A 22,963-nucleotide genomic window follows, 5' to 3' on the forward strand; every position below is an offset into this window, starting at 1 on the left:
GTGGTTTAGGCGACGCTTACATTCTACAGGCTCGTTATATTTACAGGAAGTATGAGTGAATCTATGAAAAAGTATTTTTCCTTAGCGATCAGTTTCTTGCTTTTATTGGGCGTAACTACAACTTCATTATTTTTTAATACATTTTCAGGCCCAATATCTAAAAATCACCAACTGTAGTTCTATGAAATATTTTAGAAAAATGATTGAGCACTCTATTCCTGTCGATGACGATGAGTGGGCTAGTGCTTGCAAAATATTTGACATAAAACATATCAAAAAAGGAACAATGGTACATCACGCAGGTGAAGTGTTTAGTGAAATATGGTTTGTTAAAAGTGGTTTAGCCCGTTCATATTTTAGTGATATGAATGGCACAGAACATACTTGGCAGCTCTATTTTCGCGGAAAAAGTAAACATGGTTTAAACCACTTTATGGACGATAGTGTAAGCTTTTACGAAAAATCAGGGTCAATGCTTCACTTTGAAATTCTTGAAGATTCCGTTTTTTATGTAACGTCTCTGGAAGCGCTTGATAAGTTTATATCACAAGATAAAAAATGGGCGTTTTTAGCGAGTAAATGGATACATAACACCTATTACTCTGCAACATACAAACGTGTCCTTTCTCTCATGTCAGAGACTGCTGCCCAAAGATATGAACGTTTACTTGATGAGTATCCTTTTATATTTAAACAAGTTAAGTCATATCATATCGCATCTTATCTTGGTGTCGCTCCCCAAACATTGAGTAAGTTAAAAAATGAATCTAGGTGAATGAATTTAAGTATTCCGTTATCTACCATGTGACTTTTCAACGGAGACTAACAATGAATACCTTGCAAAAATTTAAACACCTACAAGTACAAAACGCCCCGCTGTATTTTGATATCGCGTGGAATTTAAGTAACGTTGCTGAGCTTAGTGTTAGGCATACATGGGGAAAATCATGATAGAACTTACACAGATAGGTGAAAAACTCATCGTTATTGGCATTGTCTTTTTCCTTGTGGGTTTAATACAAGGTGCTTTGATCCCAATTGTAAAAAACTCTCGAATGGCGCTTTCTGGTCACTTGACTGCTGTTCAGTGCGCAATGGCCCTATCGATCTTTGGTGTTATTTGGTCGCTGGTTGAGCTGCCCTTATCTTTAGAAATTTTTGTGGCTTATGGCTGTGCATTGGGATTCATACTTATATGGCTGGGAATAACAATTGCGTCTGTCACAGGTGCAAGCAAAGCACTTCCAATCGCTGGCGCTGGGTTTTCAGCTATCGTCACTACCGAATTTACGGTTAAAGTTATGGTACGTATTGGGTCACTACTTTCACTAATCACCTGTGCTGTGTTGGCTTTTGGGTTACTGCCAATACTCTGGTAGTCGTAACAGATGCATAACAAAGCCATCCATTAAGCCTTCTTCGGTCTCGCTTTTTGGGTTAGGCTCAAGCGCCTGTTTAGCCCAGAAAGCGCGCTGGTCGCCGTCGGTAAATAGCCACGTTAATAAACGTCTGCAATTTACACCTAGAGCTAAGGATAGTTTACTGGTAAACGACCAAGTCTGGCGTATATGCGAACGTCAGATTTAATTGTCCTCCAATAACCTAAACCTGACAGTTTAACTTAAACGCTGCGACGACTATTAATTATTTACCCCATAATTGCTCCCGTAACCCACTATGCTTTTGATTTTTCAACGAGTCACTTTATCAATTATCCCTTGTTTAGCGACAAATATTGGATTAACTTAGATTTTTACCAGTATCTAGCACAAGGAAGATATTTATGAAGTATGGTTCCATTTTGACCTTCTTATCTTGTCTCACATTCATAGGCTCTAGCCAAAGTTACGCCAAGCAGCAAAAACTGTTACCTAATGATGGGAAAGCCGAAGACCAATTTAGTTTCAGTGTTGCGATAGATAACACAACCGCATTGGTGGGAGCTCATAAAGCGGATATCAAAAACATCCAAGATGCAGGCGCTGCCTATGTTTATTCTCTAGGTTCGGATGGTTGGCAACAACAGGCAAAGCTCATCGCATCTCCCGCATTTTCTGGTGACACGCTGGGCGGCAATGTGGCATTAAAAAATAATATAGCCATGTTAGGTGTCATCAAACGAGATGACAAAGGTGACAACGCAGGCGCTGTGTTTGCTTTTGAGAAAAACGCAAATACATGGTCACAAGAGCAAATTTTAACCGCTACAGATGCAAAAGCTGGCGATGCTTTTGGGCAAAGCATTGCGCTGACAGAGCGCTTTTTGGTCATAGGAGCGCCACACAGCGATGCACCATATGAAGATTCGGGCTCTGCCTATGTCTTTGTGCGAGAAAATAATACTTGGCAGTTTCAAACCAAATTAACCGCAAACGACGGTGCTAAGGACGACTTATTCGGCATAAGTGCCGCTATTGAAGGAAATACGATACTTATTGGTGCTGATTTGCATGATGAAAAAGCAAAAGAAGCTGGTGCTGTTTATGCGTTTGAGTTTGACGGTAAGCAATGGCGACAACAAGCAAAGCTCATGTCTAATGATGGTGCAGACACCGATATCTTTGGTGTGCGTGTGGCGCTGTCTGGTGATACCGCTTTGATCTCAGCAAGACGTGATGACATCGAAGGCGTGGGCACCGATGCCGGCTCAGCTTATATATTTGAGCGAAAAAACGGGAAATGGGCGCAAGTGCAAAAGTTAGTGGCACCTGATGGCCAAGCTGATGACAGGTTTGCTCGTGGTGTTGCACTTAATAAAGACACCGCTTTGATCAGTGCGATGCACCACGATGCCAAAGGCAATAATGCTGGTGCATTGTATGTGTTTAAAAAACATCTTGGGCAATGGCGTTTTACCTCAAAATTAATGGCTAATGATGCAGCACCTGAAGACAGGTTTGGTTGGAACATCGCTATAACCGATAAAAGAGCAATCGTTGCGTCGCCCCATCGCGATGACAATGGCAACTCATCTGGCGCGGCTTACGTCCTAGATTTATTGAATTAAGCACAACCTTTTAAACTTTTTAGTACAGATATAAATTAGTTCACAAAAAAAGAGCGCTCTATGCGCTCTTTTACCTTGCTTAACACGCTAACTTCCGTTAGCTGCCAGATCCTGAGCCACCATTCATTTGGCTCTGAATATAATTCTGGATGCCGATCAAATCTATTAAGCCCAAGTGTTGCTCTAGCCAGTAGATGTGGTCCATCTCTGTGTCATCAAGCAACGTTTCTAGCATTTCTCTTGTAACGTAATCTTGCTCTTTTTCACAAACCGCAATCACTTTTTTCAAATGATCTTTTACCACTACTTCAGCGGCTAGGTCATTTTCGAGCATCTCTTTAACGTTACTGCCCACATTGATAGGCGCGCGCGACGCCGTATCTGGCGTCCCTTCTAAAAAGAGAATACGCTCAGAGATGCGCTTTGCGTGATCCAGCTCTTCCTCATATTCATGCGAAAGCTTGTCATGTAGTCGGTCCATACCCCAGTCTTCATACATTTTAGAGTGTGCGAGATATTGGTCCATTGAACTGAGTTCAAGCGTCAGTTGCTTGTTAAGTAGATCGATAACCTTTTGTACACCTTGCATAATTTAGTCCTCCATCTGCGATTGAAGATAGTTTTCAATGCCAGTGTTTTTAATCAAGAAGTCTTGTGTTTCTAACCAATCCACATACTCTTCTTCGTACTCTAAGATGTCTTCAAGCAGCTCTCTACTGACATAGTCTTGTTCTTTTTCACACAAGTCTATCGCTTCTCGAAGTGCTGGTAACTGCTCATGTTCGAACGCAAGATCACAACTCAGCATTTCTTCGGTGTGTTCACCAATACGCAGTTTTTCAAGATGTTGTAAATTAGGTAGGCCTTCAAGAAATAGAATGCGCTCGATTAAGTCATCGGCTTGCTTCATATCCTTAATCGACTTCTTATAGGCCTTTTCGTTTAGCTCTTCTAACCCCCAGTTTTTATACATGCGAGCATGTAAAAAGTACTGATTGATCGAAGTGAGTTCGAGTGTCAAAATTTTATTTAAAGTGACAATTACTTGCTTACTACCCTTCATAGGGCCCCCTAGTGGCAAATTCAGTTAGACGCCATATAACAGTAGTTCAAACACAGGGCTTCGCAAGAATAAATAAAAATAACAAACTAGTTTATATATTCTTTTAAAATAAATAACTTATAAAAGAATTAAGAACAATTTTCATTGCCAATAACAGTTAAATTTCGGTCTCTATTACCACTTTAAATTGACACTTTCGATTACCCATCTTGACTACTTAACTTTCTTGATAGTTTCGATCCCTAAGCGTTTTGCTAAACGCACTAAATTCGCGCGGTCAATGTCAAGTGTGCGGGCGGTTGCAGACCAATTTAGGTGCTCATTATTGAGTTTTTGTAAAATAAGCTGCTTTTGAAATTGCTCGGTCGCGACTTTTAAAGAACTAAACGCTGAACTTTCTAGCAACGTTGTTTCATTTCTCTGCTCGGCTGCCGCAGCCTCAACGTACGTTAGCTCACAGTGCAGGGGCGTTATTTTGATAATGTCTTTTTGCCAATCCGCGTGCTTTGCTTTTAATGCTGCGCGGCTAAGTACATGCTCTAACTCCCTAACATTACCTGGCCAATCATGGGTTTTTAGTTGCTCGAGTAAAGACTGATCTATTACAAGCTGTGATACCCCCAATTTTTTGCGCAGCTGCTCAACAAAGTACCCAGCCAATGGTACAATATCAGTTACCCGCTCTCTAAGCGGTGGCACTTGTAACGGAAACACGCGCAATCTATGGTATAAGTCGGCTCTAAAACGCCCTTCTTCTACTTCCTTTTGAAGATCTCGATTAGTTGCTGCGACAATTCGTACATTAACGTGATGCGGCTTATCACTGCCGACAGGTTGAATCTCTCCACTTTGCAGGGCCCTCAAAAGCTTGCTTTGTATATGCAGCGGCAGCTCACCAATTTCATCTAAAAACAAAGTACCCTGATCAGCCACCAAAAATTTACCTTCACGATTGCTATCAGCACCGGTAAATGCGCCTTTGCGATGACCGAAAAATTCACTCTCTGCGAGATTCTCAGGTAAAGACGCGCAGTTTACTTGTACAAATGGTGCATTGCAGCGACTAGAGCTGCTATGCACTTGCCTTGCTACGAGCTCCTTACCGGTGCCAGTTTCACCTTGGATCAACACACTCAAATCTGAATTAGCAACCAAATTAATATCTGATTTTAATCGCTCCATGGGTGGTGACTCACCGATCATGTTTTGCGCTTGATGGCTGAGTTCATGCAACATCGCAAGTCCCGATTGTGCCCGTTTTGCCAATTTATGTGTATTTAATACAGCACTGTAATGTGCACTTACGGTCGACTGGATCATGGTTAATAAAGAGCGACTGTATGCATCAAAAGCATTTGGGGTCAGGCTATCGAAGGTAACCGCTCCGAGCAGTTGTCCCTGCTCATACAAAGAAAACCCCATACATGCATGCACGGGGAGTTCTCCATCTTCGGCGAGTAACATACCGTCATACGGGTCACTTAGTGCACAATCTGAAGAAAAAATCACAGGCTGCTCTGGTGCTTTGGCAATATTGGCAAGTCTTGGATGTTCAGTGAGCTTAAAGTGCCTCCCCATTACTTCTGGTGCAAGTCCGGTAAAGGCCTGAGGTATTAAAACATCACCTTGTGCTTGCAATACCACAATGGCATCTGCACTGATGCACGCTTGCAACGCACTCACTACAAACTGACTGTAAGTGCCTAATTCTACATGATTAGATTTTGGCAACGCCATTGCCAACTCATGATTCAAAGCGAGCAATTGTGACAAGCGTCTTTGCTCCATGTCATTTTGACCTATATGTGTATTTTAAACTCATACAAGAATATGTCTTTTTGACTCAAAAAATCAAGCAACAAAAACTAAGTGATTGTTTTGTAATAGGTAAAAAGTTGGCATGACTCATGCCATTAATAAACTACCTTATATCGACAGTGAGTTTAATTATGATGTCTGTCCACCGCTTAGATTATTCACCAATGCTGCGTAAGTTCCTCAGCATAGCCAATTATAGTCTCGTGATTAGCGTGATAGGGTTTGGTTTTGCCATTCTTGCAAGCTATCCGCTTGCAACAGCATTCTCACTGCCTGCACAAATTACGGCACATATCAGCAGCTTGCTCTTTGCCACATTACTCAAGATAAGTTATGTCGTGCGCTGCCTTTGCCAGTACAACTTAGGCTTGGAGGTGCGTTAAATGTCACTTATACAACTAGAACAATCATTGCCTGACGCTCACTTATTAAAGCCCTCAACCTGGCCTTGTCTTATGCAGGGGTTTAGGCCCATGTTTTTGCTCTCTGGTATTTGGGCAGTGTTCAGCATGCTAGTTTGGACATTAGTACTTAGCGGCACGCTACCATGGCACTTATCTGTTTCTCCAACACTTTGGCATGCACATGAGATGCTATTTGGCTTTGCCAGCGCAGTGGCCATTGGCTTTTTGTTTACGGCTTCACAAAACTGGACGGGGATCCCTACACTCAATGGTATTGGGTTACTTTTGCTCTCATGCGTTTGGTTAGCTGCCCGCGTTGTATTCCTATTTGCAGATGATTCATTAATTTTTCTAGCTGGCCTGCAAGCTGCATTTTGGTTACTTGCGATTTGTCATCTCACTCACACGTTGGTGCAAGCAAAAAGCCGTAAGAACTATCAATTTGTTATCATCTTGTGTGTGATGGCAAGCTTCAATTTAACGTTTATTTGGCTACTCGAAAATAACGACCTAGCGCTGGCCCATGTTTTTTCTCATTTAGCAATTTTAGGCTTTACCCTGTTGATCAGCGTGATAGCCGGACACATTATGCCCTTTTTTATCACCAGAGGGCTTGGCCTTAATCAGCAGGTGAAAACACCTAGGTTAGATAAATTACTGTTTTGGTCAGCAATCGTTGGGATCAGTGGCTTTTTCTCCCACCATATTTTCTCTAGCCCACTGAACCCTGGTTTCGTTTTAGTCTTTACAGCCTTTTTGCATTTAATGCGCTGCGCATACTGGTTTAACACTGGCGTTTTTACACGTCCACTGCTTTGGTCTTTATATTTGGCTTACCTATTTATGGCTTTAGGCCTTTTAGGGTTTGGTGGCGGATACCTCGGTTTCCCTTGGTATAGCAAAGATGCGTTGCACCTTATTACGATTGGCGCTATGGGTCTGATGATATTGTCGATTATGGCAAGAATATCCCTTGGTCACACAGCAAGACCATTGCAACCTCACCCGCTCATGGGCATTGCATTTGCGCTGTGCACGCTTGCTGCAATCACACGCAGTATTTTACCGGTTTTTATCAACCCTCATCACAGTTGGCTGCAAGTGCCCTACTTTGGATTGGCGCATTTGTCATCTTTGTCGCTGTGTATACCCCTATTTTAATGAAAAAACGCCTTGATGGGCGTCGTGGTTAATTTGGAGAATTTATATGCTATCAACACAAACAATAAAACTGGTTAAGGGCACCATTCCTCTGCTTGCAAACGCCGGAACAAAAGTGACAGACCACTTTTACAAACGCATGTTTAGTCACAACCCAGAGTTGCTTCATGTCTTCAATATCAGCAACCAAAAATCAGGCAAGCAACAGTTTGCATTGTTTAGCGCTTTGGCAGCTTATGCCACGCACATCGACAACCCTTCAGTACTTTCAGAAGCCATTAACCGTATTAACCACAAGCATGCGAGCTTAAACATATTGCCTGAACATTACCCGATTGTTGGCACCCATTTACTAGCAACTTTGGAAGAGATGTTCCCAAATGAATGTACGCCTGAAATCATCGCCGCATGGGCTGAAGCGTATGGCTTTTTGGCAGACTTATTTATTACCCAAGAAGAAGGGATTTATCAACAAAACGAAACCAAAGCGGGCGGATGGCGAGGCAAACGACGCTTTACTATTTCGAAAATAGTGCAGGAGTCTGATGTAATAAAAAGCTTTTACCTAAAACCTTTGGATAGTCGCCCTGTTGCTCAATACCAACCGGGACAATACCTTGCTGTCGAATGCCAAGCTGAGGACCAAGCATATCGCCAAATTAGACAGTACTCTCTTTCTCAAAGTGCTAAATCAGATCATTATCGCATTTCGGTTAAAACGGATGGGCTTATCTCTGGTCACCTGCATACATTAAATGAAGGTGATGAAATTGATGCCTACCCACCAGCTGGCGACTTTGTACTTCAGGTTAATCAAGCGCCAAAAGTACTTATTAGTGCAGGTGTTGGTATTACGCCTATGATGGCAATGTTAGAAACCCTTGCACAGCAGAATACTCAAGCACCATGTATGTTCTTACATGCATGTCGTAATATTGGAGAGCGCGCATTTTCTAGCAGTGTAGAAAGCTTTAAAACCGAGCTTCCTCAATTACAAACGCATACTTGGGTAGAAACAGGCCCTGAAGGGGCACACAGCGGTCTTATGCACCTTGCAGCACTAAAAGAGCTGCTGCCTTTGTTCGACGGTGAGTTCTATCTTTGTGGGCCGAGTGGCTTTATGGCATTTATCAAGGCTCAATTAATCGAACTTGGTGTAGACGAAGCGCGCATTATGTACGAAGTATTCGGCCCGCACGAAAGTCTATAAACTCAATCTTAATCAGACGAGTTCAGCAACCTGAACTCGTCTACATCATTCTCTATTTGCAATGAAACGCCTATTACTGCTCAATGAGCTGGATCGTGACGCTATCTGTACGTGGTCGGCAGTCGAATTTCGCATTGCGCTCACCGCCTATCAAATCGGCTTCCCACTCTAATCCACATTCCTGACCATAGGCTCTGGCGCTCACTTTACTGGCATGTGCGTTATTTAGTAAGGTAAACGTCAAATAGTCTCCACCTGTCCCTTCATCGAATTTAGCGTTACGTTCATTCAATATATGATCAGCATCCCACTCCAGTGCGCCTTTACCACCTTGCGCTACAAGGTAACCAGAAACTCGCTTAGTGACCTTAGATGACTCAACTTTATTAACTTGTAGCATTAACGGATCAGCGCGTCCTGCACAGTCCCATTTGGCGTTACGCTCTCTACTTCGTAACGCGGCGTCCCACTCAAGGCCACAAGTTTGACCATTTACTCTGGTAGTAATAATCACAGGATAATTTTGCCCAGCAGCAATGTTTGACTCAGCCGTTAAATATTGCGTCGATGTATTACCTAATATGCTGTTGATTTCTTTGCCTGCTCCGCCATTATATAGCGTGCGAACTTCATCCAAGGTTAACGCGCGACCCCATACAGCAAAATCATCCAAATCGGCTTTTAAATTGTATTTGTATCGGCCAGTTCCATCCTGTCCGATATTCCAATCAAGCGAAGAAGTAATATCTCCAACATCTGCGATACTCCCCGAGATGATATTCAACTCCCCTGTAGGGCTGCCAGCATATAATGTCGCGCTGCCGTTACGGTCAAACGTCGCGACCAAAAGCCACCAGCCATTAAAAGTATAATCAATTGGGTCGATGTCTTTTCGATCTGCCGAAGTAGATGCGATGTTGATACCGACATCATCGCCATTGCCTTCATTAGCTAAAAGTAATGTGCCACGGTTACTGCCGCTGTCCCAGTTTTTATTGCCGACAATTACCGGGTCGCCATGTTGATCACCACTGACGCGATACCATGTCATTAAGGTAAAGTCTCTTGCATGAGCAAAGTCCAGCTCAGCAGGATTGCCTAAGGTCAAAAACTCTTTGTCGCCATTTATGGCAACAAAGCGACCAAATCTCCCCCCAGAATTCATTTCTGGATTTCCCCCGCCAACCTCTGCGTGTAGGTGATTGCCCGATTTATCTTGAAAGTCGCCTTCAAACGGCAAGTATGTAATGAGATCGGTTTCAATGGCATCAGGAGCCTTTTGCTGCACGCTGTCACCTCTGACGACGCCATCCATATTGCTAGGCACAGCTACGCCGTGATGTGCAAGCACAGTCGGTGCTGCATCATAATTTTTTGGAATGCCCGTTAAATAACCCTGCTTTGCGGACTTAGATGCCACCAAAAATGGAATGGTATAGTTGTCGGCTGAGTGAATACCATGCGATGAACCCCGACCACCATGATCAGAGGTCACTACAATTTGCCAATTCTCATTAGCAAAGTTTGGGCGTGCTTTAATCGCATCGATAATACTACCAATTTGCCTGTCGACATCAGCGATTTCATCAACATAACCGGTGTCAGAAGCTGTAAAACAGCAGCTGTGACCTGCTGCATCAACGTCATCTAAAAACAAAAAATTGAATCAGGCGTAGTACCACGAGGCCATTTTGCGGCTTGATAGGTCCCGTTAATAATGGCCAATGTATTAGCAACATTGCCAGCATCATTAGAGTCAATTTTTACATCCGCTTCGTTGTCAATCTGCATATCAGTTGACCACGTTACTAAATAAGCAGTATTGAGTTTACTATTGTGTCGCTCTAACAGAGTTTGATAATGAGGGTACTGATCGTACCTTCCCGTATGTACGTCTGAATTCCCAGTTACGCCGCTTTTGGCAGAAGTAACACCGGTCATGATCCCGACATGATTAGGCCCACTGTTTGGCGCTGCGTCTTTCATTGTCTGCGCGTAGAATGCAAACGCACCTTGATAACCCTCAGCCCAAGTACCTTGAATTAACCTATCAAAGTTAGGCGTTTTCGCATTTTCAATACCGTCGCCGCGCAAACCATCGACAGCAATTAGTAAAGAGTGGTTACTTGCATCAGCCGCATTTACAAATGACAAACCGAGTGAGGCTAGCAATGCAGAACAATAAATGTTCTGACGTTTCTTTCTTGAGTTGTTTACTTTAAACATTTTCACATGATGTCCTTGTTGTTGGTCTAGTCCAATTACTCGGTGCCATCTTGATAAAAAAACACTCAAAAAATGAATTTATTATTAAACTTTTATGAATGAAAAATCTGAGGAGATATCATAAAACGCACTTTAAAAAATGAATTATTTTATGCCTTTTATAAAACTTTACAAAACCTTACAAATATAATTGCAATGAACTACCGATGTACCTAGAATTCCGCCTTTATTTTTTCAAAAGGTAAAACAATGAAAGCGATAAAATTAATTTTTGTAGCTGCACTTACTGTGTTCTTGGCTGCGTGTGGATCAACCCCTCAACCCACTGTTCAACTACAAAAACAACTTCTCAATGCAGAGAAACGTGTGGGAATTTATGTTGACGTAATTAATGAACCAACAACAAATATCTACGGTGCTGGTTGTTTGCTTTGTTACGGTGTTGCCGTAGCGGCAAACTCGTCTTTATCTAAACACCTTGAATCTCTACCAACTAGCGATATTGAGTCAAGCAAGCAAATCCTACTTGAAGGCTATAAAGCGAAGACTGGTTCTGTAGAGTTTATCGAACTAACAGAGCAAGAATTTAAAAAGCTTAAAAAGTTCAAAGGTGAATTGGGCTACGCGAAAAAAGATTTTCGCTCTTTAAAAGAATCAAAAAATATTGATGTACTGGTTGTATTAGATATTGCAACTCATGGTGCCTATAGAGGGTACACCAACTACATTCCAAATACTGATCCTCAGGGTTATGTGCGCGGCTTAGTGTACTCAGTAGACTTAGAAACAAACCAATACCTTCAATACCTTGAGCTTGACAAAAAAATCGTTGTTGATGGTGAGTGGGATGAGCCAAAGCAACAGTTCCCAGGCGTAACGAATGCTTACTATCAAGCGGTTGAACAAGTTAAAGAGACAATCAATAAGATTTTCTTATGATAAGCGTAAAGAAACTTTTAGTCTCTTTAGTGACGATTGCAGCCTTAGCGGGCTGCAAATCTCCAAAAAGAGATGACTATGTTGTAGCTAAGTCACTCAATAAAGACGACGTTATTGAACAAAGCGAATTTAAGTTTTATCTAGATACCAGTGCCCCGGTTGAGATTCGAGGTGAGTATTCTCACGATCGCTCTATCGATGGCAGTCAGGTTATGTATTACGGCACCCCCGGCGCCGCGTTAGTACAGGTATTTTCTCATGCTGCGATAAACAGTTCGTTAAAAGAGCAAAAATTAAAAGAACAGCAAGAAGAAGCAAACCGCTATATAAAACCACTTATTGAAGCTTCAAAACAAGTTACTCATGTTACTTTAACTCAAGGTATGAGTGATTACCTAGTGAGGCAGCTTCCTGTTGCTGGTGACAAAACGGTACATGTGAGGCCCATCTTCTTTTCTAATCAGGACATGAACAAGTTGTCTTTAAAGCTCATAGCCTGGATAGAAAAACCTAAGTCAAGTAAAACTAAAAGCCGTAAAAAGCTTAATAACTTGATGTACCAGAACATAATTGAGGTTCATGGTTCAACTTGGGGTGATGAATTGGCAACTCAGCTGATGGAAGGGCAAGCAGATATCTCAGAGCAATATGAGGCACTTTTTGTTCGCGCTGTCGACAGTTTAAAAAAGGACTTATCAGGCACGTACGTTCAGACACCACCGCAACAAACACTACACATTAAGAAGAAAAACAATAAACAATTCTTAAGAGCCAGCGTAATCGAACAGTCATGTGAATACGTTGTCATAAAAAACCTAAGAAACTGGATCCTTCACTATCCAGCTAGCTATGTCACTAATATCCAAAACCAATGTTAGTCACATTAAGTGAGTGTTGCTACAACTGATTTGTGCGTGCAACACTCTCTTTTCCTCTCAAAAATTTGGTCTCTTAAAATACTTTGGCACTGAGCTGTTTTGGCGTCAGGACAAACCTTTGCTTTAACCCTAAGCGTTTATATTTGGCAGTCATTGTCAGCTTTTGCTCGCCACTTTGACCATATAAACCATTATGAAATAACAACTTCTGTTTATGGTTTATGGCCATAAACTTACCCATTACCACGATTTGGTCAATGACTTTGCCATCACCACCGTGTGCAGCCTGAGGCGAAACCATTATACCTTGCAGTGTTTTCTTGGTTTCATTTTGATCCATAAATATCTGTTCCTGAATGGCCTCAATGATATTGTTCTTCGCGGCCTTAAACTCAGTGAGCGACAACTGTCCACTTTTATCTCTGTCAGCTTCTACAAAACTGGATGCGCTTAACGACACCACCATGTACGCACCAGAGTCGTCAAAGTTTAATGTGCCGTGCTCTGAAACCATTAAATGAGCTTTCGACGTGGCACAAAAAACCAGACTCACGGCAACAATTGCGCTAAATAAATGTCTCATTTCAACCTACTCCACACGGTAATTATTAAAGTTGGCCTTTTACACAGCGCTGAAAGTATGGGTAGCTATCAGTCGCGTAATAATGGTAAATACCCTCTGGAAATTCAGGTGTAACTCCAAAGCGACCATTGCATTCATCCAAGTCGCCGCTTCCAGCTACATATTCCCAATCTTGTGCAAATGTGCCCAGCGCATAAACCGAGGTAGAGGGGCGGTTACTACTGACATTTTCGACTAATTGGTAGCTGCCTTGCACCGCCTTTAATTCAGATTGCGCATTTTCTGCCTCGCTGTAACCATATCTGGCATAAATTGGAAATCCATCAGCGGCCCAGCCAATCAAAGTCATCGCGCTTTGAGATCCACTTCTTAGCGCTATAAACCCTTCTGGCATGCCATGGTAATGATAAGAACCATCCGGCTGGACATGTGCGTTGTTATCATCTGTGCCAAAATCAAAACTGGTTTGCCCAAGTGCCTCAATACTCCAATTACCCGTGTTGCCAACAAGGCTGCAACTGTTACCAGAGTCGTCACACGATCCCGCTGTATTTGCATCAATCTTAACGCCATTTAACACATAACCTGTCGCGCCCCTTGGGCCGCCTAGGGTACTGGCAGTGTCGGTTTTTGTGGGTGTTAGGGTATAAGCTATCGAGACATTAACTTCACTGATGGTATTAGGGTTACCTTGATTAGGGAAAGTACCCGTTGCGTGGTCCGGTATGCCATTTGCTACTAGTTGGCGCGCTGTGCCGCTGCAACTCCAATCGGCGCTACTGGTCGCTTGTACTGATGCCGCATCATTAAACTCGTTGTATACGTACTCACATAGCACCCCGTCGGTTGACCCTTCGGTTTGTGCTGTTCCATTCGCGCCGTCGTCGCTGTCGCTGTTATCCGTACTGGCATCTCCAGCATTTGAATCTGTGCTGGTGTCAGAACTATCCGACGACGAGGCGCTTTCCGATGTGGCAGCGCCACTATTTGTTGAACTTGCACTATTGTCAGACTGCACACTATCCGCAACTTGATTAGCATTATTGTCACTTGAACCGCACCCAGTGAGTACTAAAACAGACGCGCCCAAAGTCATCGCGATAACTCGATTAAGATAGATATTGTCGCATTTCATTTTTCACTCCTAAAGCTCTCAAAAACATCGGCCATGTTACTCGATCTATTCTTGCATTTTCGTTAACTATAAAAGTTGATTGTGCAAATACTGTGCAACCCGATAATTTGTTTCAACTTACTGTAGATATCGGAAATACAGGTAAATTAATTCAATGAGTTAGTATTAAACTCTAAGCCATCTTGTAATAAGTTTTGCATTGATAAAAACAGTGGTTTAGGCAATTGATCCAGAGGGAACCATTGCCACGATTTACATTTGTTGGGCTCCATTATGCTTGCTTCACCAGTTTGACACTGAGCTTGAACAAACAAAGTAATATAATGCTTCCCTTCTTTAAAGATGTCATTGGTAAAGCCAACTTTGGTCGGATTGGAGATCTTCAAGCCAGTTTCTTCTAGTACTTCTCTTACAGCACACTCTTCGACGCTCTCACCAAGCTCCAAATGGCCTCCAGGTGTTGCCCACGTATTTTCACCATGAGAGCCAATACGCTCCCCTAACAAGATCTTATTGTCACGCACCAGAATTACACCCACACCCACTCTGACGGTTTTTTCCATGATTGTTCCTTTTGTAATTTTCAAATTGCACTCAGCTGGGGTCAAAACGACCACCCGAATTTATCACTTAAATGCACATGGTCATTTTAACATGGAGCAAATCAGGAAATACATTCAGAATGCTCAAGGCAGCGCATAAATATCCTACCTTGATGATCAATAGCTTAGAATACAAGCAAATCCATCAAGCGATTAACGGGCGTCGATGTTAGCTTGCCAGCATCTTTACACAAATCATAAATAGTCTGGCATTGTGAAGGTGGGAATCGCGTGGCTAAACTTTGTCTGAACTTCTCTTCTAATACTGACATGCCCTCTTTTCGACGTTCTCTATGGCCGGTTGGGTATTCAATCTCTCCTTTTTCAGTGCCGCTACCGTCATTAAAAAACACCTGAATAGCATTCGCAATGGAGCGTTTTTCTGGGTCATGATAGTCTGCGCTGTAACGTTTATCTTCTATTACCACCATTTTATTACGCAGTGTAACTATTTGTGGCTTGCTGTGTTGGAAGGCATCGACATTCGCGCTCATACTTATAACTCCTGTTTTTCGCTGTTAGATGATTCTCATCCAGTCGAGCTTCGTTCTGTATCGTTCACTCAGAATGAAAAGGGCTGGCACAAAATCTAAGTAAATAGTCATTCATTTACGCACAATTTAAAAGATGGTACAGGTGAAATACTCTAAATTAATTAGGGAAAATATATGGTCGCTCGAAAACTCTCTTTAGTCTCCTCCTCAGACTCTGGATCTTTGGTTGTTAAATACAATCAACTCATTGAACACGCTGAAAAAGCGTATTTTTTGGCTTACAAGAGAAAGTAAGTAACACCTACAAGCAAGCATTTGAATTAAGCATTCAGTTACTTTGATCCCCCAATGCAAATATAGTGTCGGTTCGGCGTGTTGTTGAGGTGAGTAGCTACCGGTTTGATCACTGTCCTGTTTTCGAAGAAGCTGAAGATTAATTTTATTTAGAGGCGGCCGCTAACGCATTGGAAGATGTAGTGTGTGCAGGTACAGATATCGCGACAAGGAAGCAGCATTACAAGCATATAAATCAATAGCGTGCCTCGCCTGTGAACTCGTTCGTTTTAATCAAAGTATTCGCTGTCAGGTATTAATCCATCAATATGTTCAGACAAAAATGAGGCACTCTAAATTCCTAGCAAATTAATTTACATAGTGTGATGAATGTCCTGACAGCGAGGTGTATTAGTTAAAAATGTATGTGTATGCACCCAGATAAGACTGATTGTTACCCGATTTAGCTGGAATTCGGCATTCAAAATGGTACGCAGTACCAATGTCTCTGTCGCTACCACCTATCCCACTCGCTGACACGGACTGTAACAAGAAACCGGGGTAACTTGAGAGTGTAAAATCTTTGACGTTCAGGGTTGGTTTATTCGCGTAATGCTCCCAGTGTCTGCGTACCAAGCTACAATAAACCGTGCGATGAGGGTTTTTCCAAATTTCTAAGCTACTAAATTGCTTACCGTTGGGGTTTGGAATTGGGCATCTAAGCTTTAGTTCGTGCGTTGTAGACACATTTGTAACACCCGCTTCTTCATATGCTATTTCGCCATACAAACCCATTTGCTTACACTCTGTAGGATCTACTGATACTTTAACCTGCGCGGAGGTTGCACAACTGGCCAGTAACGCAGAGATTGCTAGTGTATATTTCATGATTCATCCTTAATCTTACCTTTAATGGAAACTCAATATCGCACAAATAAAACACAAAATACACATTTTAATTACAAGTTGTTAAGCTTGAATATTCCCTTTGATAAAAGACAACACATAGCTACTATCCTGTTCTAAATAAGTCGCTAATTTACGATTTAAATAGCGTATATATTGTGGCTTAAAACTTGTAATCACATCACCATTTTGCGTCGTTTCTACTCTAAAATATGCGCTTGGGTGTGCTCTTTATCGTCAGGAAAGTCAAAAAAGCACAATATTGATAAAATTCGATTGAGCTGCTCATAGCCAGCTTACCTTCAAGCCTTTCAAGCGCTTTCTTAACGTCTCTTGTTTCGACCAGCAAACGCTTTATGTTATTAAAATGACTCAAATGTTGATCCAGCCATGTGTGATAACAGTCAATCAGGTCCCCTTCAGGTTCGAGCAAAAAGTCTTCAGCATCACATTACTCAACTAATTGTCCAACGTGTGTACCTGTCTTTATTACACCCCATATGAACATAATACAAATCAAGTACGCCTATCATACCAGCTTGAATATCTCTAAAAGGCCACGTTGAACGTCGATAACACTCACTGTCAGGCCAAGGTAATTACGGATTATAAAGTTCGAGCTTATGTAGCTTTTGAAAACCCCAATCAGGTCCTGCCCCACCATTACTCAGCTCTTAATACAGGGTGAACAATTGCTTTGGTAATGCCAACTTCATATTTGTTTCGTACTGTCTCAGTGAATGACGACTAATCTGCTGACCAAACTCATACTTATGAAACCTTGAGTCAAGTACTTTAAAAAGCGGTTTGTTTGCTTCAATTCTTCGATACGCATACGGATGGCGGACCAAGATTTTTCACCATGGGCCAGATCAGTTGTGTATAGAAACTGTAAATCAAGAATACCTCCTACCGATCACGTTACTTTAGACTCTGGTCACTGAGACAAATTAAGTAAATATCGGGTATCTAAAAAATACTCACTATTGCGCTATCAAAACAGATTTGCATAGCCAAAACCATCAACGTATAAAAAAGCTTATAAATTTCAAAAAAGCGTGCTATTCGCTTTTCTTGATTAGTCGAGAGTGTTAGTTTTTAGCCTCTAAAAAATAAACTTATAATCAACAGGTCAAGACATGGCAGCTAACACATCGGTCAAAAAAATACTGGTCGTTTGTATGGGTAATATTTGTCGCTCCCCTACTATAGAAGCAGTAATGAAAACCAAAGCGCAAGCGCAAGGACTAACGCTCACCATCGACTCAGCAGGTACTATTAATTATCACGAAGGCAATTCACCTGATAAGCGCAGTGCCAAAGCAGGCCAGAAACGAGGCTACAGTTTCTCGGGTATTACCTCTAGACAAGTTGTTAAACAAGACTTTGAAGAATTTGACTTAATACTATGTGCAGATAAAAACAATTTGGCTGACTTGCAAGCAAACTGCCCACAGGCCTATCGACATAAACTACATTTGTTTTTGACTTATGCAGGCATGGACGTTGCTGAAGTACCTGATCCGTATTACGGAGATGGCGATGGATTTGAGTTAGTGTTAGATCTTGTTGAGACAGCGTCAGATCGCATTATTAAAGCACTGAACTCTTCCACCTAATCAACAACTGGAACAATTCTTCACAAATCTGTTCTCAACTTGATGGACCTATAGTATGTTTTTACCCATAATGAAAACATATTAAGAACAACCGAACACTTAAGGAAAAGAGATGAAAAACATATCAATCGCCTTAGTTGGAGACTACGATGACTCAGTCCCAGCTCACCAAGGTATTCCTCTTTCTTTGGATATTGCAGCAAGTGACTTAAGACTCAACCTTAAGGCCACATGGCTAGCGACAGACAATGTCAAAGATACAGACTTAAGTCTCTTCGATGGGATTTGGTGTGTACCAAAAACTCCTTACGTTGATGCTGATGGCGCATTAAATGCGATTAGATACGCACGCGAGAACCTCATCCCATTTTTAGGCACCTGCGGTGGTTTTCAACATGCGATATTAGAATATGCCCAGAATGTGATTGGCTGGAACGACGCGGTACACGCCGAGTCTGCCCCCCAAGGTCATCGACCTGTCATTTCAGAGCTTGCTTGCGCATTAGTTGAGACAACTGAAGTGGTAAACATCTTTGCTCACTCACAGTTGGCTGCAATATATGGCACGACAACAATTCGCGAAGGGTACCGTTGCAGGTATGGCCTAAACGACGAGTTTCGTCACGCACTACTGCAAGAGCCACTGGTTGCTTCGGCAGATGATGACACTAAGGAAGTAAGAGCGATAGAGCTCACCGTGCATCCTTTTTACATTGCTACGCTATTCCAACCAGAGCGCGCAGTGCTCAGCAAGAAGCGCTCACCTCTGATAGAAGCGTTTGTTAACGCATGTGCGCAAAATCAAGGTTTATAGCATTGTAAAGGTCTGCCTAGAAGTATCACTTGCCTTTTCTTCATTGATTAGGTAAAAAGCCTCCACACTATCTGGAGGTATATCTTGTCTAACTTTGACTCTCAAAACGTATATACGCAAATTGCCGATGATTTGCGTGCAACAGGTCTTAGCATTATTGAAAGTGCGGTTGATCCCCAAATCATACAAAATCTCAACAAGCGAATTGCAACGCTAGAAGAAGACAAGTTCCAAACGGCTGGGATAGGTAGACAGAGTGATCATGAAAAAAACGTCAAGATCCGCCGTGACAAGATCTTATGGTTAGACCAAGGTAATAAATTGGAGTTAGGTTATATCCAAGCTATGGATGAGCTTAAAGACTTTTTAAATCGGCGCTTGTTTATGGGTCTATTTAGTTACGAGAGCCACTTTGCTCACTACCAAGAAGGTGCGTTTTATAAAAAACATTTAGATGCATTTAAAGGCAGAGCAAACAGAGTATTAACAACGGTATTTTACCTTAATGACCAATGGCAAGCAGAGCATGGCGGAGAGCTCGTAATTTATGACCCTAACGATCACGAAAAAGAACTCTGCCGCGTGCTACCCAACCAAGGGACATTGGTCACGTTTTTAAGTGATGAGTTTCCACATGAAGTGCTACCTGCGCGTAAATCCAGATATTCCATTGCGGGCTGGTTTAGAATAAATGCGAGTACCGCAGGCCACATAGACCCTCCACGCTAGACCCAAAAATGCTGTTTTCTAGCTCCGCATGCTTATGGAGCTAACCGCTTTCAATTACATTTTTTACTTTAAATTTATGCGCTAAGTCGATAGTGTAGCGAAAAAGATAGGAAATCTTCATGCGCATTTTTACACTGACAGCCTTAATTTTATGCTTACTTTCAGGTTGTATATTTGTACCAAAGGAAGTGCAATACTTTGACGAACAGTGCCAAATCACAAAACGAAAACACGTCTTATCACAAGAAGAAATGGGCTATTTGGGTGGTTGCTCAGACAAAGCATGTGCCGTGTTTATGGTAGGAGCTGGCCTCGTTTCGGCTGCGAGCTTGGTTGTCTCTGGTACTATCGTAATAACTCACAACACCTTGACTTGGATCGAGCAACGAGGCGACTGTGGGGACTAATTAAAAACCGCAGGTTAAACTAGTTTCCCCCTGTCTAATTCGGTAATCCAACTTCTACGCATAGGCCACCTAATGAGCGATTGCTCAAGTTAATATAGCCGTTGTGCGCTTCTACGATTTCTCTGCATAGGGCTAAACCTAAGCCCGTTCCACTATTTTTAGTAGAGTAAAACGGAACTAGCGCGCTGGTTAATACCGCCTCAGACATCCCCTGCCCGGCATCTTCAAAGAGAAATTTAGTCATGCCATTGCGCGACTGAACTGTAAGGGTGATAGCATCCGACTTTGAGCCCGATTCATGGGCGTTTTTTAATAGATTAATTATGAGTTGCTCAAGCTGCCCTCTATCCGCTTGCAATGTGTCTACATCACATTGAATTCGGCTTGGCCATTGCAGTTGAATCGATTCAAGTAAAGGGCGAATTTCTATTGCGGTCAGTATGGGCATAGGTAGCTTTGCAAATGTGCCATACCCTTGTACAAACTCTGTAAGGTGGGAAATACGCTCGTCAATTGTGCTAAATACGCGATGTAACCTCGTATCTTCCAATTTAGTCGCGATGATTTTTCCGCTATGTGACATCGATGAAATTGGCCCTAGCGAGTTGTTTAACTCATGGCTGATAACTCGGATAACCTTTTTCCATACAGCGACTTCTTGACGGTTTAATTCACGGGTGAGCTGCTTAAAGATATACAGGTTATGGTGCTGATTATTCAATAGAATTTCACCAACAGAGGCGTGCCAAACTTGCTCATCTGCATCACCTTGGCAAATACTGATTAAGCCATCTTGTGCAGTGTTTATGGCTGCCGTAATTTCTTGCGGTGCCGTATCTTGCAGCTGTGAAATTGATAAGCCTTCGAGCGCTTGCAAACTACCAACCAAGTTTTGAGCGCTCTGATTAGCAAACACCACCACACCATTATCATTAATTAACAGCAACGCTTGCGGCGCGCTTTGTAACATTTTGTCTAGCATCATTTCCCTTTGATACAGCCATTGCTTTTCTTTTCTCAGTTGTTGTGCAGTTTCGTTATAAAGTTGGCATAACTCGCCAAACTCGTCTTCATTTTGATACGCCAATTGATTTGAAAAGTCGCCATCTTTAAAGTTTAACAACCCGACATTCAACGCCTCAACCGCTTTAATAAGCTTATGAAATATCAGCTTTAATAACAGACAACAGCTCAAGCTTGCAACCACACTCAATATAAGCCAGTTCTGCCAAGTAGAAAGTAAAATCACGGGTGAGCAGGATATAAAAATACTGACAAAAATTAGTAAAATGACTTTGCGCTTTAATTTACTTAACGGGCCACTCATCAGTAATCAATTCCGTGCTTTTGCAATCTTCGATAGAGCGCTTGACGACTTATCCCAAACTGACGCGCGACCTTAGCAATGACGCCTTGGCATTGATGCATCGCTTGTTGCAATTCTAGCTTTGTTGGCTCTGTAGCTTGTTGCTTATTCGATTGTGGGATCACATTATCCAGCAAACCGAAATCTTGCGCTAGGAGCTCTCCTTGCGGTTTCAACACGCCAGCTCGTTTGCAGGCATTTTCAAGTTCTCGCACATTGCCTGGCCAACTGTGCACACACAATGCTCTCTCCGCCTCCAAACTTATTTGGCGACCGGGTAAAAAGTGTCTCACCAGCGGTAAAATATCGTCTTTACGCTGAGCCAAGCTTGGCAAATTTATTTCTATCACATTGAGGCGGTAAAAAAGATCTTCTCTAAACTTTCCTGTCGCTACATCATTCAACAAATTCGCATTTGTCGCAGAAATCACTCTAACATTTACTTTTTGTGTCTCAACAGAGCCAAGACGTTCAAACTCTCCTGTTTGTACCACTCTGAGTAATTTCATTTGCCCTGATAATGGGAGATTACCGATTTCATCTAAAAACAGTGTGCCACCATCTGCCGCCTCGAACCGCCCTACGCGCTTTTTGTTTGCACCGGTATAGGCGCCGGCTTCTGCTCCAAATAACTCAGCCTCGATTAGATTATCAGGCAGTGCGCCTGCATTGACCTTAATAAACGGTTGATTAGCGTGCTTAGAGTTTGCTTGAATGATCTGCGCTATTTTTTCTTTGCCGCTACCATTTGCACCGGTGATCAAAACAGACACATCTGACTTTGCGACCTGTAGCGCCATTTCTACAGCTCGCTGCATTGCAACACTCTCATAAATGAGGCCAACCAGTTCGGCACCTGCATGATAGTTTTCTCGCTCTATTTGCTGCCTGTGCAGTTGCAGGCTATCTGAACTTGCTTTACCTAGGGCGATTAAGTTAGCAACAGACACTAAGAGTTTGTCATCATTCCAAGGTTTCGCTAAATAATCAGCGGCTCCGGCCTTTACCAAAGAAATGGCCATTTCAAGTTCAGTCCAAGCTGTTAGCAAAATGATTGGCAAATTTGGCGACAATTTGCGTAGTTTGTGGAATAACGCTTTGCCTTCTTCACCTGAGGTGGTGTCCGCCGTAAAGTTCATATCCTGAATTACTAATTCAACGCGCTGATATCGCACGACTTGCTCAGCCTCAAACGGGCTGCTCGCGACTACAACCTCATAGTTATGCAATTCAAAGAGAAGAGATAATGATTGTAGAACCGCCTGATTGTCGTCGACGATAAGTATTTTATCCATGTGTTTATTATTCATTATGTTACACTCTCTCGAG

General features: G+C 42.3%; 24 protein-coding genes. 12 read left to right on the forward strand and 12 right to left on the reverse strand.

Annotation, left to right across the window (positions count from 1 at the left end; translation table 11 throughout):
* Nucleotides 1-181 precede the first annotated feature (181 nt).
* From N482_RS16585 to N482_RS16595, 3 genes are all read left to right on the forward strand, one after another.
* Complete coding sequence (locus N482_RS16585; protein ID WP_063378093.1) at nt 182-775, forward strand: Crp/Fnr family transcriptional regulator; 594 nt, start codon at nt 182-184, stop codon at nt 773-775.
* Between the two features lie 172 nt (nt 776-947).
* The gene (locus N482_RS16590; protein WP_063378094.1) at nt 948-1,379 is read left to right on the forward strand and encodes a hypothetical protein; all 432 of its coding nucleotides are present in this window, start codon (nt 948-950) and stop codon (nt 1,377-1,379) included.
* A gap of 404 nt (nt 1,380-1,783) precedes the next feature.
* Entirely contained in the window at nt 1,784-3,007 is a 1,224-nt protein-coding gene (locus tag N482_RS16595; RefSeq protein ID WP_063378095.1) for an FG-GAP repeat protein, read from the forward strand.
* 97 nt (nt 3,008-3,104) lie between these two features.
* Here the strand turns inward: N482_RS16595 and bfr (N482_RS16600) are convergent, their stop codons facing one another.
* The 3 genes from bfr (N482_RS16600) to norR all read right to left on the reverse strand — a co-directional run bounded on the left by bfr (N482_RS16600) (nt 3,105) and on the right by norR (nt 5,858).
* Complete coding sequence (bfr, locus tag N482_RS16600) at nt 3,105-3,596, reverse strand: bacterioferritin (protein WP_063378096.1); 492 nt, start codon at nt 3,594-3,596, stop codon at nt 3,105-3,107.
* Between the two features lie 3 nt (nt 3,597-3,599).
* Nucleotides 3,600-4,070 carry a bacterioferritin gene (bfr, locus tag N482_RS16605; protein WP_023402135.1) on the reverse strand — a complete coding sequence of 157 codons (471 nt, stop codon included), beginning with the start codon at nt 4,068-4,070 and terminating at the stop codon, nt 3,600-3,602.
* Nucleotides 4,071-4,283: 213 nt separating this feature from the next.
* Nucleotides 4,284-5,858 (reverse strand): nitric oxide reductase transcriptional regulator NorR, encoded by a 1,575-nt coding sequence (gene norR, locus N482_RS16610; RefSeq protein WP_081228023.1) that lies wholly within the window; start codon nt 5,856-5,858, stop codon nt 4,284-4,286.
* A gap of 119 nt (nt 5,859-5,977) precedes the next feature.
* Between norR and N482_RS16615 the strand changes: the two genes are divergently transcribed.
* From N482_RS16615 to hmpA, 3 genes are read left to right on the forward strand one after another with little or no spacing between them, the layout of a single operon-like run.
* Nucleotides 5,978-6,271 carry a hypothetical protein gene (locus N482_RS16615; RefSeq protein WP_231100884.1) on the forward strand — a complete coding sequence of 98 codons (294 nt, stop codon included), beginning with the start codon at nt 5,978-5,980 and terminating at the stop codon, nt 6,269-6,271.
* Nucleotides 6,272-7,453 (forward strand): NnrS family protein, encoded by a 1,182-nt coding sequence (locus tag N482_RS16620; protein WP_081228024.1) that lies wholly within the window; start codon nt 6,272-6,274, stop codon nt 7,451-7,453.
* A 46-nt stretch (nt 7,454-7,499) separates the two neighbouring features.
* Nucleotides 7,500-8,663: an NO-inducible flavohemoprotein gene (gene hmpA, locus N482_RS16625; protein ID WP_063378097.1), complete on the forward strand. Its 1,164-nt coding sequence runs from the start codon at nt 7,500-7,502 to the stop codon at nt 8,661-8,663.
* A 73-nt stretch (nt 8,664-8,736) separates the two neighbouring features.
* Here the strand turns inward: hmpA and N482_RS16630 are convergent, their stop codons facing one another.
* The gene (locus N482_RS16630; RefSeq protein WP_063378098.1) at nt 8,737-10,320 is read right to left on the reverse strand and encodes a LamG-like jellyroll fold domain-containing protein; all 1,584 of its coding nucleotides are present in this window, start codon (nt 10,318-10,320) and stop codon (nt 8,737-8,739) included.
* Nucleotides 10,311-10,889 carry an alkaline phosphatase family protein gene (locus tag N482_RS16635; protein WP_063378099.1) on the reverse strand — a complete coding sequence of 193 codons (579 nt, stop codon included), beginning with the start codon at nt 10,887-10,889 and terminating at the stop codon, nt 10,311-10,313. The genes N482_RS16630 and N482_RS16635 overlap by 10 nt, the downstream gene beginning before the upstream one ends.
* Before the next feature lie 249 nt (nt 10,890-11,138).
* Between N482_RS16635 and N482_RS16640 the strand changes: the two genes are divergently transcribed.
* Complete coding sequence (locus N482_RS16640) at nt 11,139-11,828, forward strand: hypothetical protein (RefSeq protein ID WP_063378100.1); 690 nt, start codon at nt 11,139-11,141, stop codon at nt 11,826-11,828.
* On the forward strand, nt 11,825-12,706 hold the full coding sequence (locus N482_RS16645; protein ID WP_063378101.1) for a hypothetical protein: 882 nt from the start codon (nt 11,825-11,827) through the stop codon (nt 12,704-12,706). Before N482_RS16640 ends, N482_RS16645 begins: the two co-directional genes overlap by 4 nt.
* Nucleotides 12,707-12,779: 73 nt before the next feature.
* Here the strand turns inward: N482_RS16645 and N482_RS16650 are convergent, their stop codons facing one another.
* The 5 genes from N482_RS16650 to N482_RS16670 all read right to left on the reverse strand — a co-directional run bounded on the left by N482_RS16650 (nt 12,780) and on the right by N482_RS16670 (nt 16,681).
* Nucleotides 12,780-13,289, reverse strand: coding sequence for a hypothetical protein (locus N482_RS16650; protein ID WP_063378102.1), 510 nt, complete (start codon nt 13,287-13,289; stop codon nt 12,780-12,782).
* 25 nt (nt 13,290-13,314) lie between these two features.
* Nucleotides 13,315-14,424 carry a YHYH protein gene (locus N482_RS16655; RefSeq protein ID WP_063378103.1) on the reverse strand — a complete coding sequence of 370 codons (1,110 nt, stop codon included), beginning with the start codon at nt 14,422-14,424 and terminating at the stop codon, nt 13,315-13,317.
* Nucleotides 14,425-14,570: 146 nt separating this feature from the next.
* Nucleotides 14,571-14,987 (reverse strand): nucleotide triphosphate diphosphatase NUDT15, encoded by a 417-nt coding sequence (locus tag N482_RS16660; protein ID WP_063378104.1) that lies wholly within the window; start codon nt 14,985-14,987, stop codon nt 14,571-14,573.
* Between the two features lie 164 nt (nt 14,988-15,151).
* The gene (locus N482_RS16665) at nt 15,152-15,520 is read right to left on the reverse strand and encodes an MmgE/PrpD family protein (RefSeq protein ID WP_063378105.1); all 369 of its coding nucleotides are present in this window, start codon (nt 15,518-15,520) and stop codon (nt 15,152-15,154) included.
* Nucleotides 15,521-16,204: 684 nt separating this feature from the next.
* Complete coding sequence (locus tag N482_RS16670; RefSeq protein ID WP_063378106.1) at nt 16,205-16,681, reverse strand: hypothetical protein; 477 nt, start codon at nt 16,679-16,681, stop codon at nt 16,205-16,207.
* 1,157 nt (nt 16,682-17,838) lie between these two features.
* Between N482_RS16670 and N482_RS16675 the strand changes: the two genes are divergently transcribed.
* From N482_RS16675 to N482_RS16690, 4 genes are all read left to right on the forward strand, one after another.
* A complete protein-coding gene (locus tag N482_RS16675) occupies nt 17,839-18,318 on the forward strand; it encodes a low molecular weight protein-tyrosine-phosphatase (protein ID WP_063378107.1) in 480 nt (159 codons plus the stop codon).
* A gap of 112 nt (nt 18,319-18,430) precedes the next feature.
* Entirely contained in the window at nt 18,431-19,132 is a 702-nt protein-coding gene (locus N482_RS16680) for a CTP synthase (protein WP_063378108.1), read from the forward strand.
* A gap of 84 nt (nt 19,133-19,216) precedes the next feature.
* Nucleotides 19,217-19,861, forward strand: a complete 645-nt coding sequence (locus tag N482_RS16685) for a 2OG-Fe(II) oxygenase (RefSeq protein WP_063378109.1) — start codon at nt 19,217-19,219, stop codon at nt 19,859-19,861.
* 119 nt (nt 19,862-19,980) lie between these two features.
* Complete coding sequence (locus N482_RS16690; protein WP_063378110.1) at nt 19,981-20,268, forward strand: hypothetical protein; 288 nt, start codon at nt 19,981-19,983, stop codon at nt 20,266-20,268.
* A gap of 34 nt (nt 20,269-20,302) precedes the next feature.
* Here the strand turns inward: N482_RS16690 and N482_RS16695 are convergent, their stop codons facing one another.
* Nucleotides 20,303-21,595, reverse strand: coding sequence for a sensor histidine kinase (locus tag N482_RS16695; protein ID WP_063378111.1), 1,293 nt, complete (start codon nt 21,593-21,595; stop codon nt 20,303-20,305).
* Nucleotides 21,595-22,929, reverse strand: coding sequence for a sigma-54-dependent transcriptional regulator (locus N482_RS16700; protein WP_063378112.1), 1,335 nt, complete (start codon nt 22,927-22,929; stop codon nt 21,595-21,597). The genes N482_RS16695 and N482_RS16700 overlap by 1 nt, the downstream gene beginning before the upstream one ends.
* Between the last annotated feature and the right edge of the window lie 34 nt (nt 22,930-22,963).

It is taken from the genome of Pseudoalteromonas luteoviolacea NCIMB 1942, from assembly GCF_001625595.1.
GTDB lineage: Bacteria > Pseudomonadota > Gammaproteobacteria > Enterobacterales > Alteromonadaceae > Pseudoalteromonas > Pseudoalteromonas luteoviolacea_A.

Bases quoted from the DNA above. Each gene is read 5' to 3' on its own strand.
- N482_RS16595 (WP_063378095.1), top strand. From the start codon at position 1,784: ATGAAGTATGGTTCCATTTTGACCTTCTTATCTTGTCTCACATTCATA.
- hmpA (WP_063378097.1), top strand. From the start codon at position 7,500: ATGCTATCAACACAAACAATAAAACTGGTTAAGGGCACCATTCCTCTG.
- bfr (WP_023402135.1), bottom strand. From the start codon at position 4,070: ATGAAGGGTAGTAAGCAAGTAATTGTCACTTTAAATAAAATTTTGACA.
- N482_RS16660 (WP_063378104.1), bottom strand. From the start codon at position 14,987: ATGGAAAAAACCGTCAGAGTGGGTGTGGGTGTAATTCTGGTGCGTGAC.
- N482_RS16665 (WP_063378105.1), bottom strand. From the start codon at position 15,520: ATGAGCGCGAATGTCGATGCCTTCCAACACAGCAAGCCACAAATAGTT.
- N482_RS16585 (WP_063378093.1), top strand. From the start codon at position 182: ATGAAATATTTTAGAAAAATGATTGAGCACTCTATTCCTGTCGATGAC.
- N482_RS16635 (WP_063378099.1), bottom strand. From the start codon at position 10,889: ATGTTTAAAGTAAACAACTCAAGAAAGAAACGTCAGAACATTTATTGT.
- N482_RS16690 (WP_063378110.1), top strand. From the start codon at position 19,981: ATGCGCATTTTTACACTGACAGCCTTAATTTTATGCTTACTTTCAGGT.
- N482_RS16675 (WP_063378107.1), top strand. From the start codon at position 17,839: ATGGCAGCTAACACATCGGTCAAAAAAATACTGGTCGTTTGTATGGGT.
- N482_RS16700 (WP_063378112.1), bottom strand. From the start codon at position 22,929: ATGGATAAAATACTTATCGTCGACGACAATCAGGCGGTTCTACAATCA.
- N482_RS16615 (WP_231100884.1), top strand. From the start codon at position 5,978: ATGCCATTAATAAACTACCTTATATCGACAGTGAGTTTAATTATGATG.
- bfr (WP_063378096.1), bottom strand. From the start codon at position 3,596: ATGCAAGGTGTACAAAAGGTTATCGATCTACTTAACAAGCAACTGACG.
- N482_RS16620 (WP_081228024.1), top strand. From the start codon at position 6,272: ATGTCACTTATACAACTAGAACAATCATTGCCTGACGCTCACTTATTA.
- N482_RS16640 (WP_063378100.1), top strand. From the start codon at position 11,139: ATGAAAGCGATAAAATTAATTTTTGTAGCTGCACTTACTGTGTTCTTG.
- N482_RS16670 (WP_063378106.1), bottom strand. From the start codon at position 16,681: ATGAAATATACACTAGCAATCTCTGCGTTACTGGCCAGTTGTGCAACC.
- N482_RS16590 (WP_063378094.1), top strand. From the start codon at position 948: ATGATAGAACTTACACAGATAGGTGAAAAACTCATCGTTATTGGCATT.
- N482_RS16680 (WP_063378108.1), top strand. From the start codon at position 18,431: ATGAAAAACATATCAATCGCCTTAGTTGGAGACTACGATGACTCAGTC.
- N482_RS16645 (WP_063378101.1), top strand. From the start codon at position 11,825: ATGATAAGCGTAAAGAAACTTTTAGTCTCTTTAGTGACGATTGCAGCC.
- N482_RS16655 (WP_063378103.1), bottom strand. From the start codon at position 14,424: ATGAAATGCGACAATATCTATCTTAATCGAGTTATCGCGATGACTTTG.
- N482_RS16650 (WP_063378102.1), bottom strand. From the start codon at position 13,289: ATGAGACATTTATTTAGCGCAATTGTTGCCGTGAGTCTGGTTTTTTGT.
- norR (WP_081228023.1), bottom strand. From the start codon at position 5,858: ATGGAGCAAAGACGCTTGTCACAATTGCTCGCTTTGAATCATGAGTTG.
- N482_RS16695 (WP_063378111.1), bottom strand. From the start codon at position 21,595: ATGAGTGGCCCGTTAAGTAAATTAAAGCGCAAAGTCATTTTACTAATT.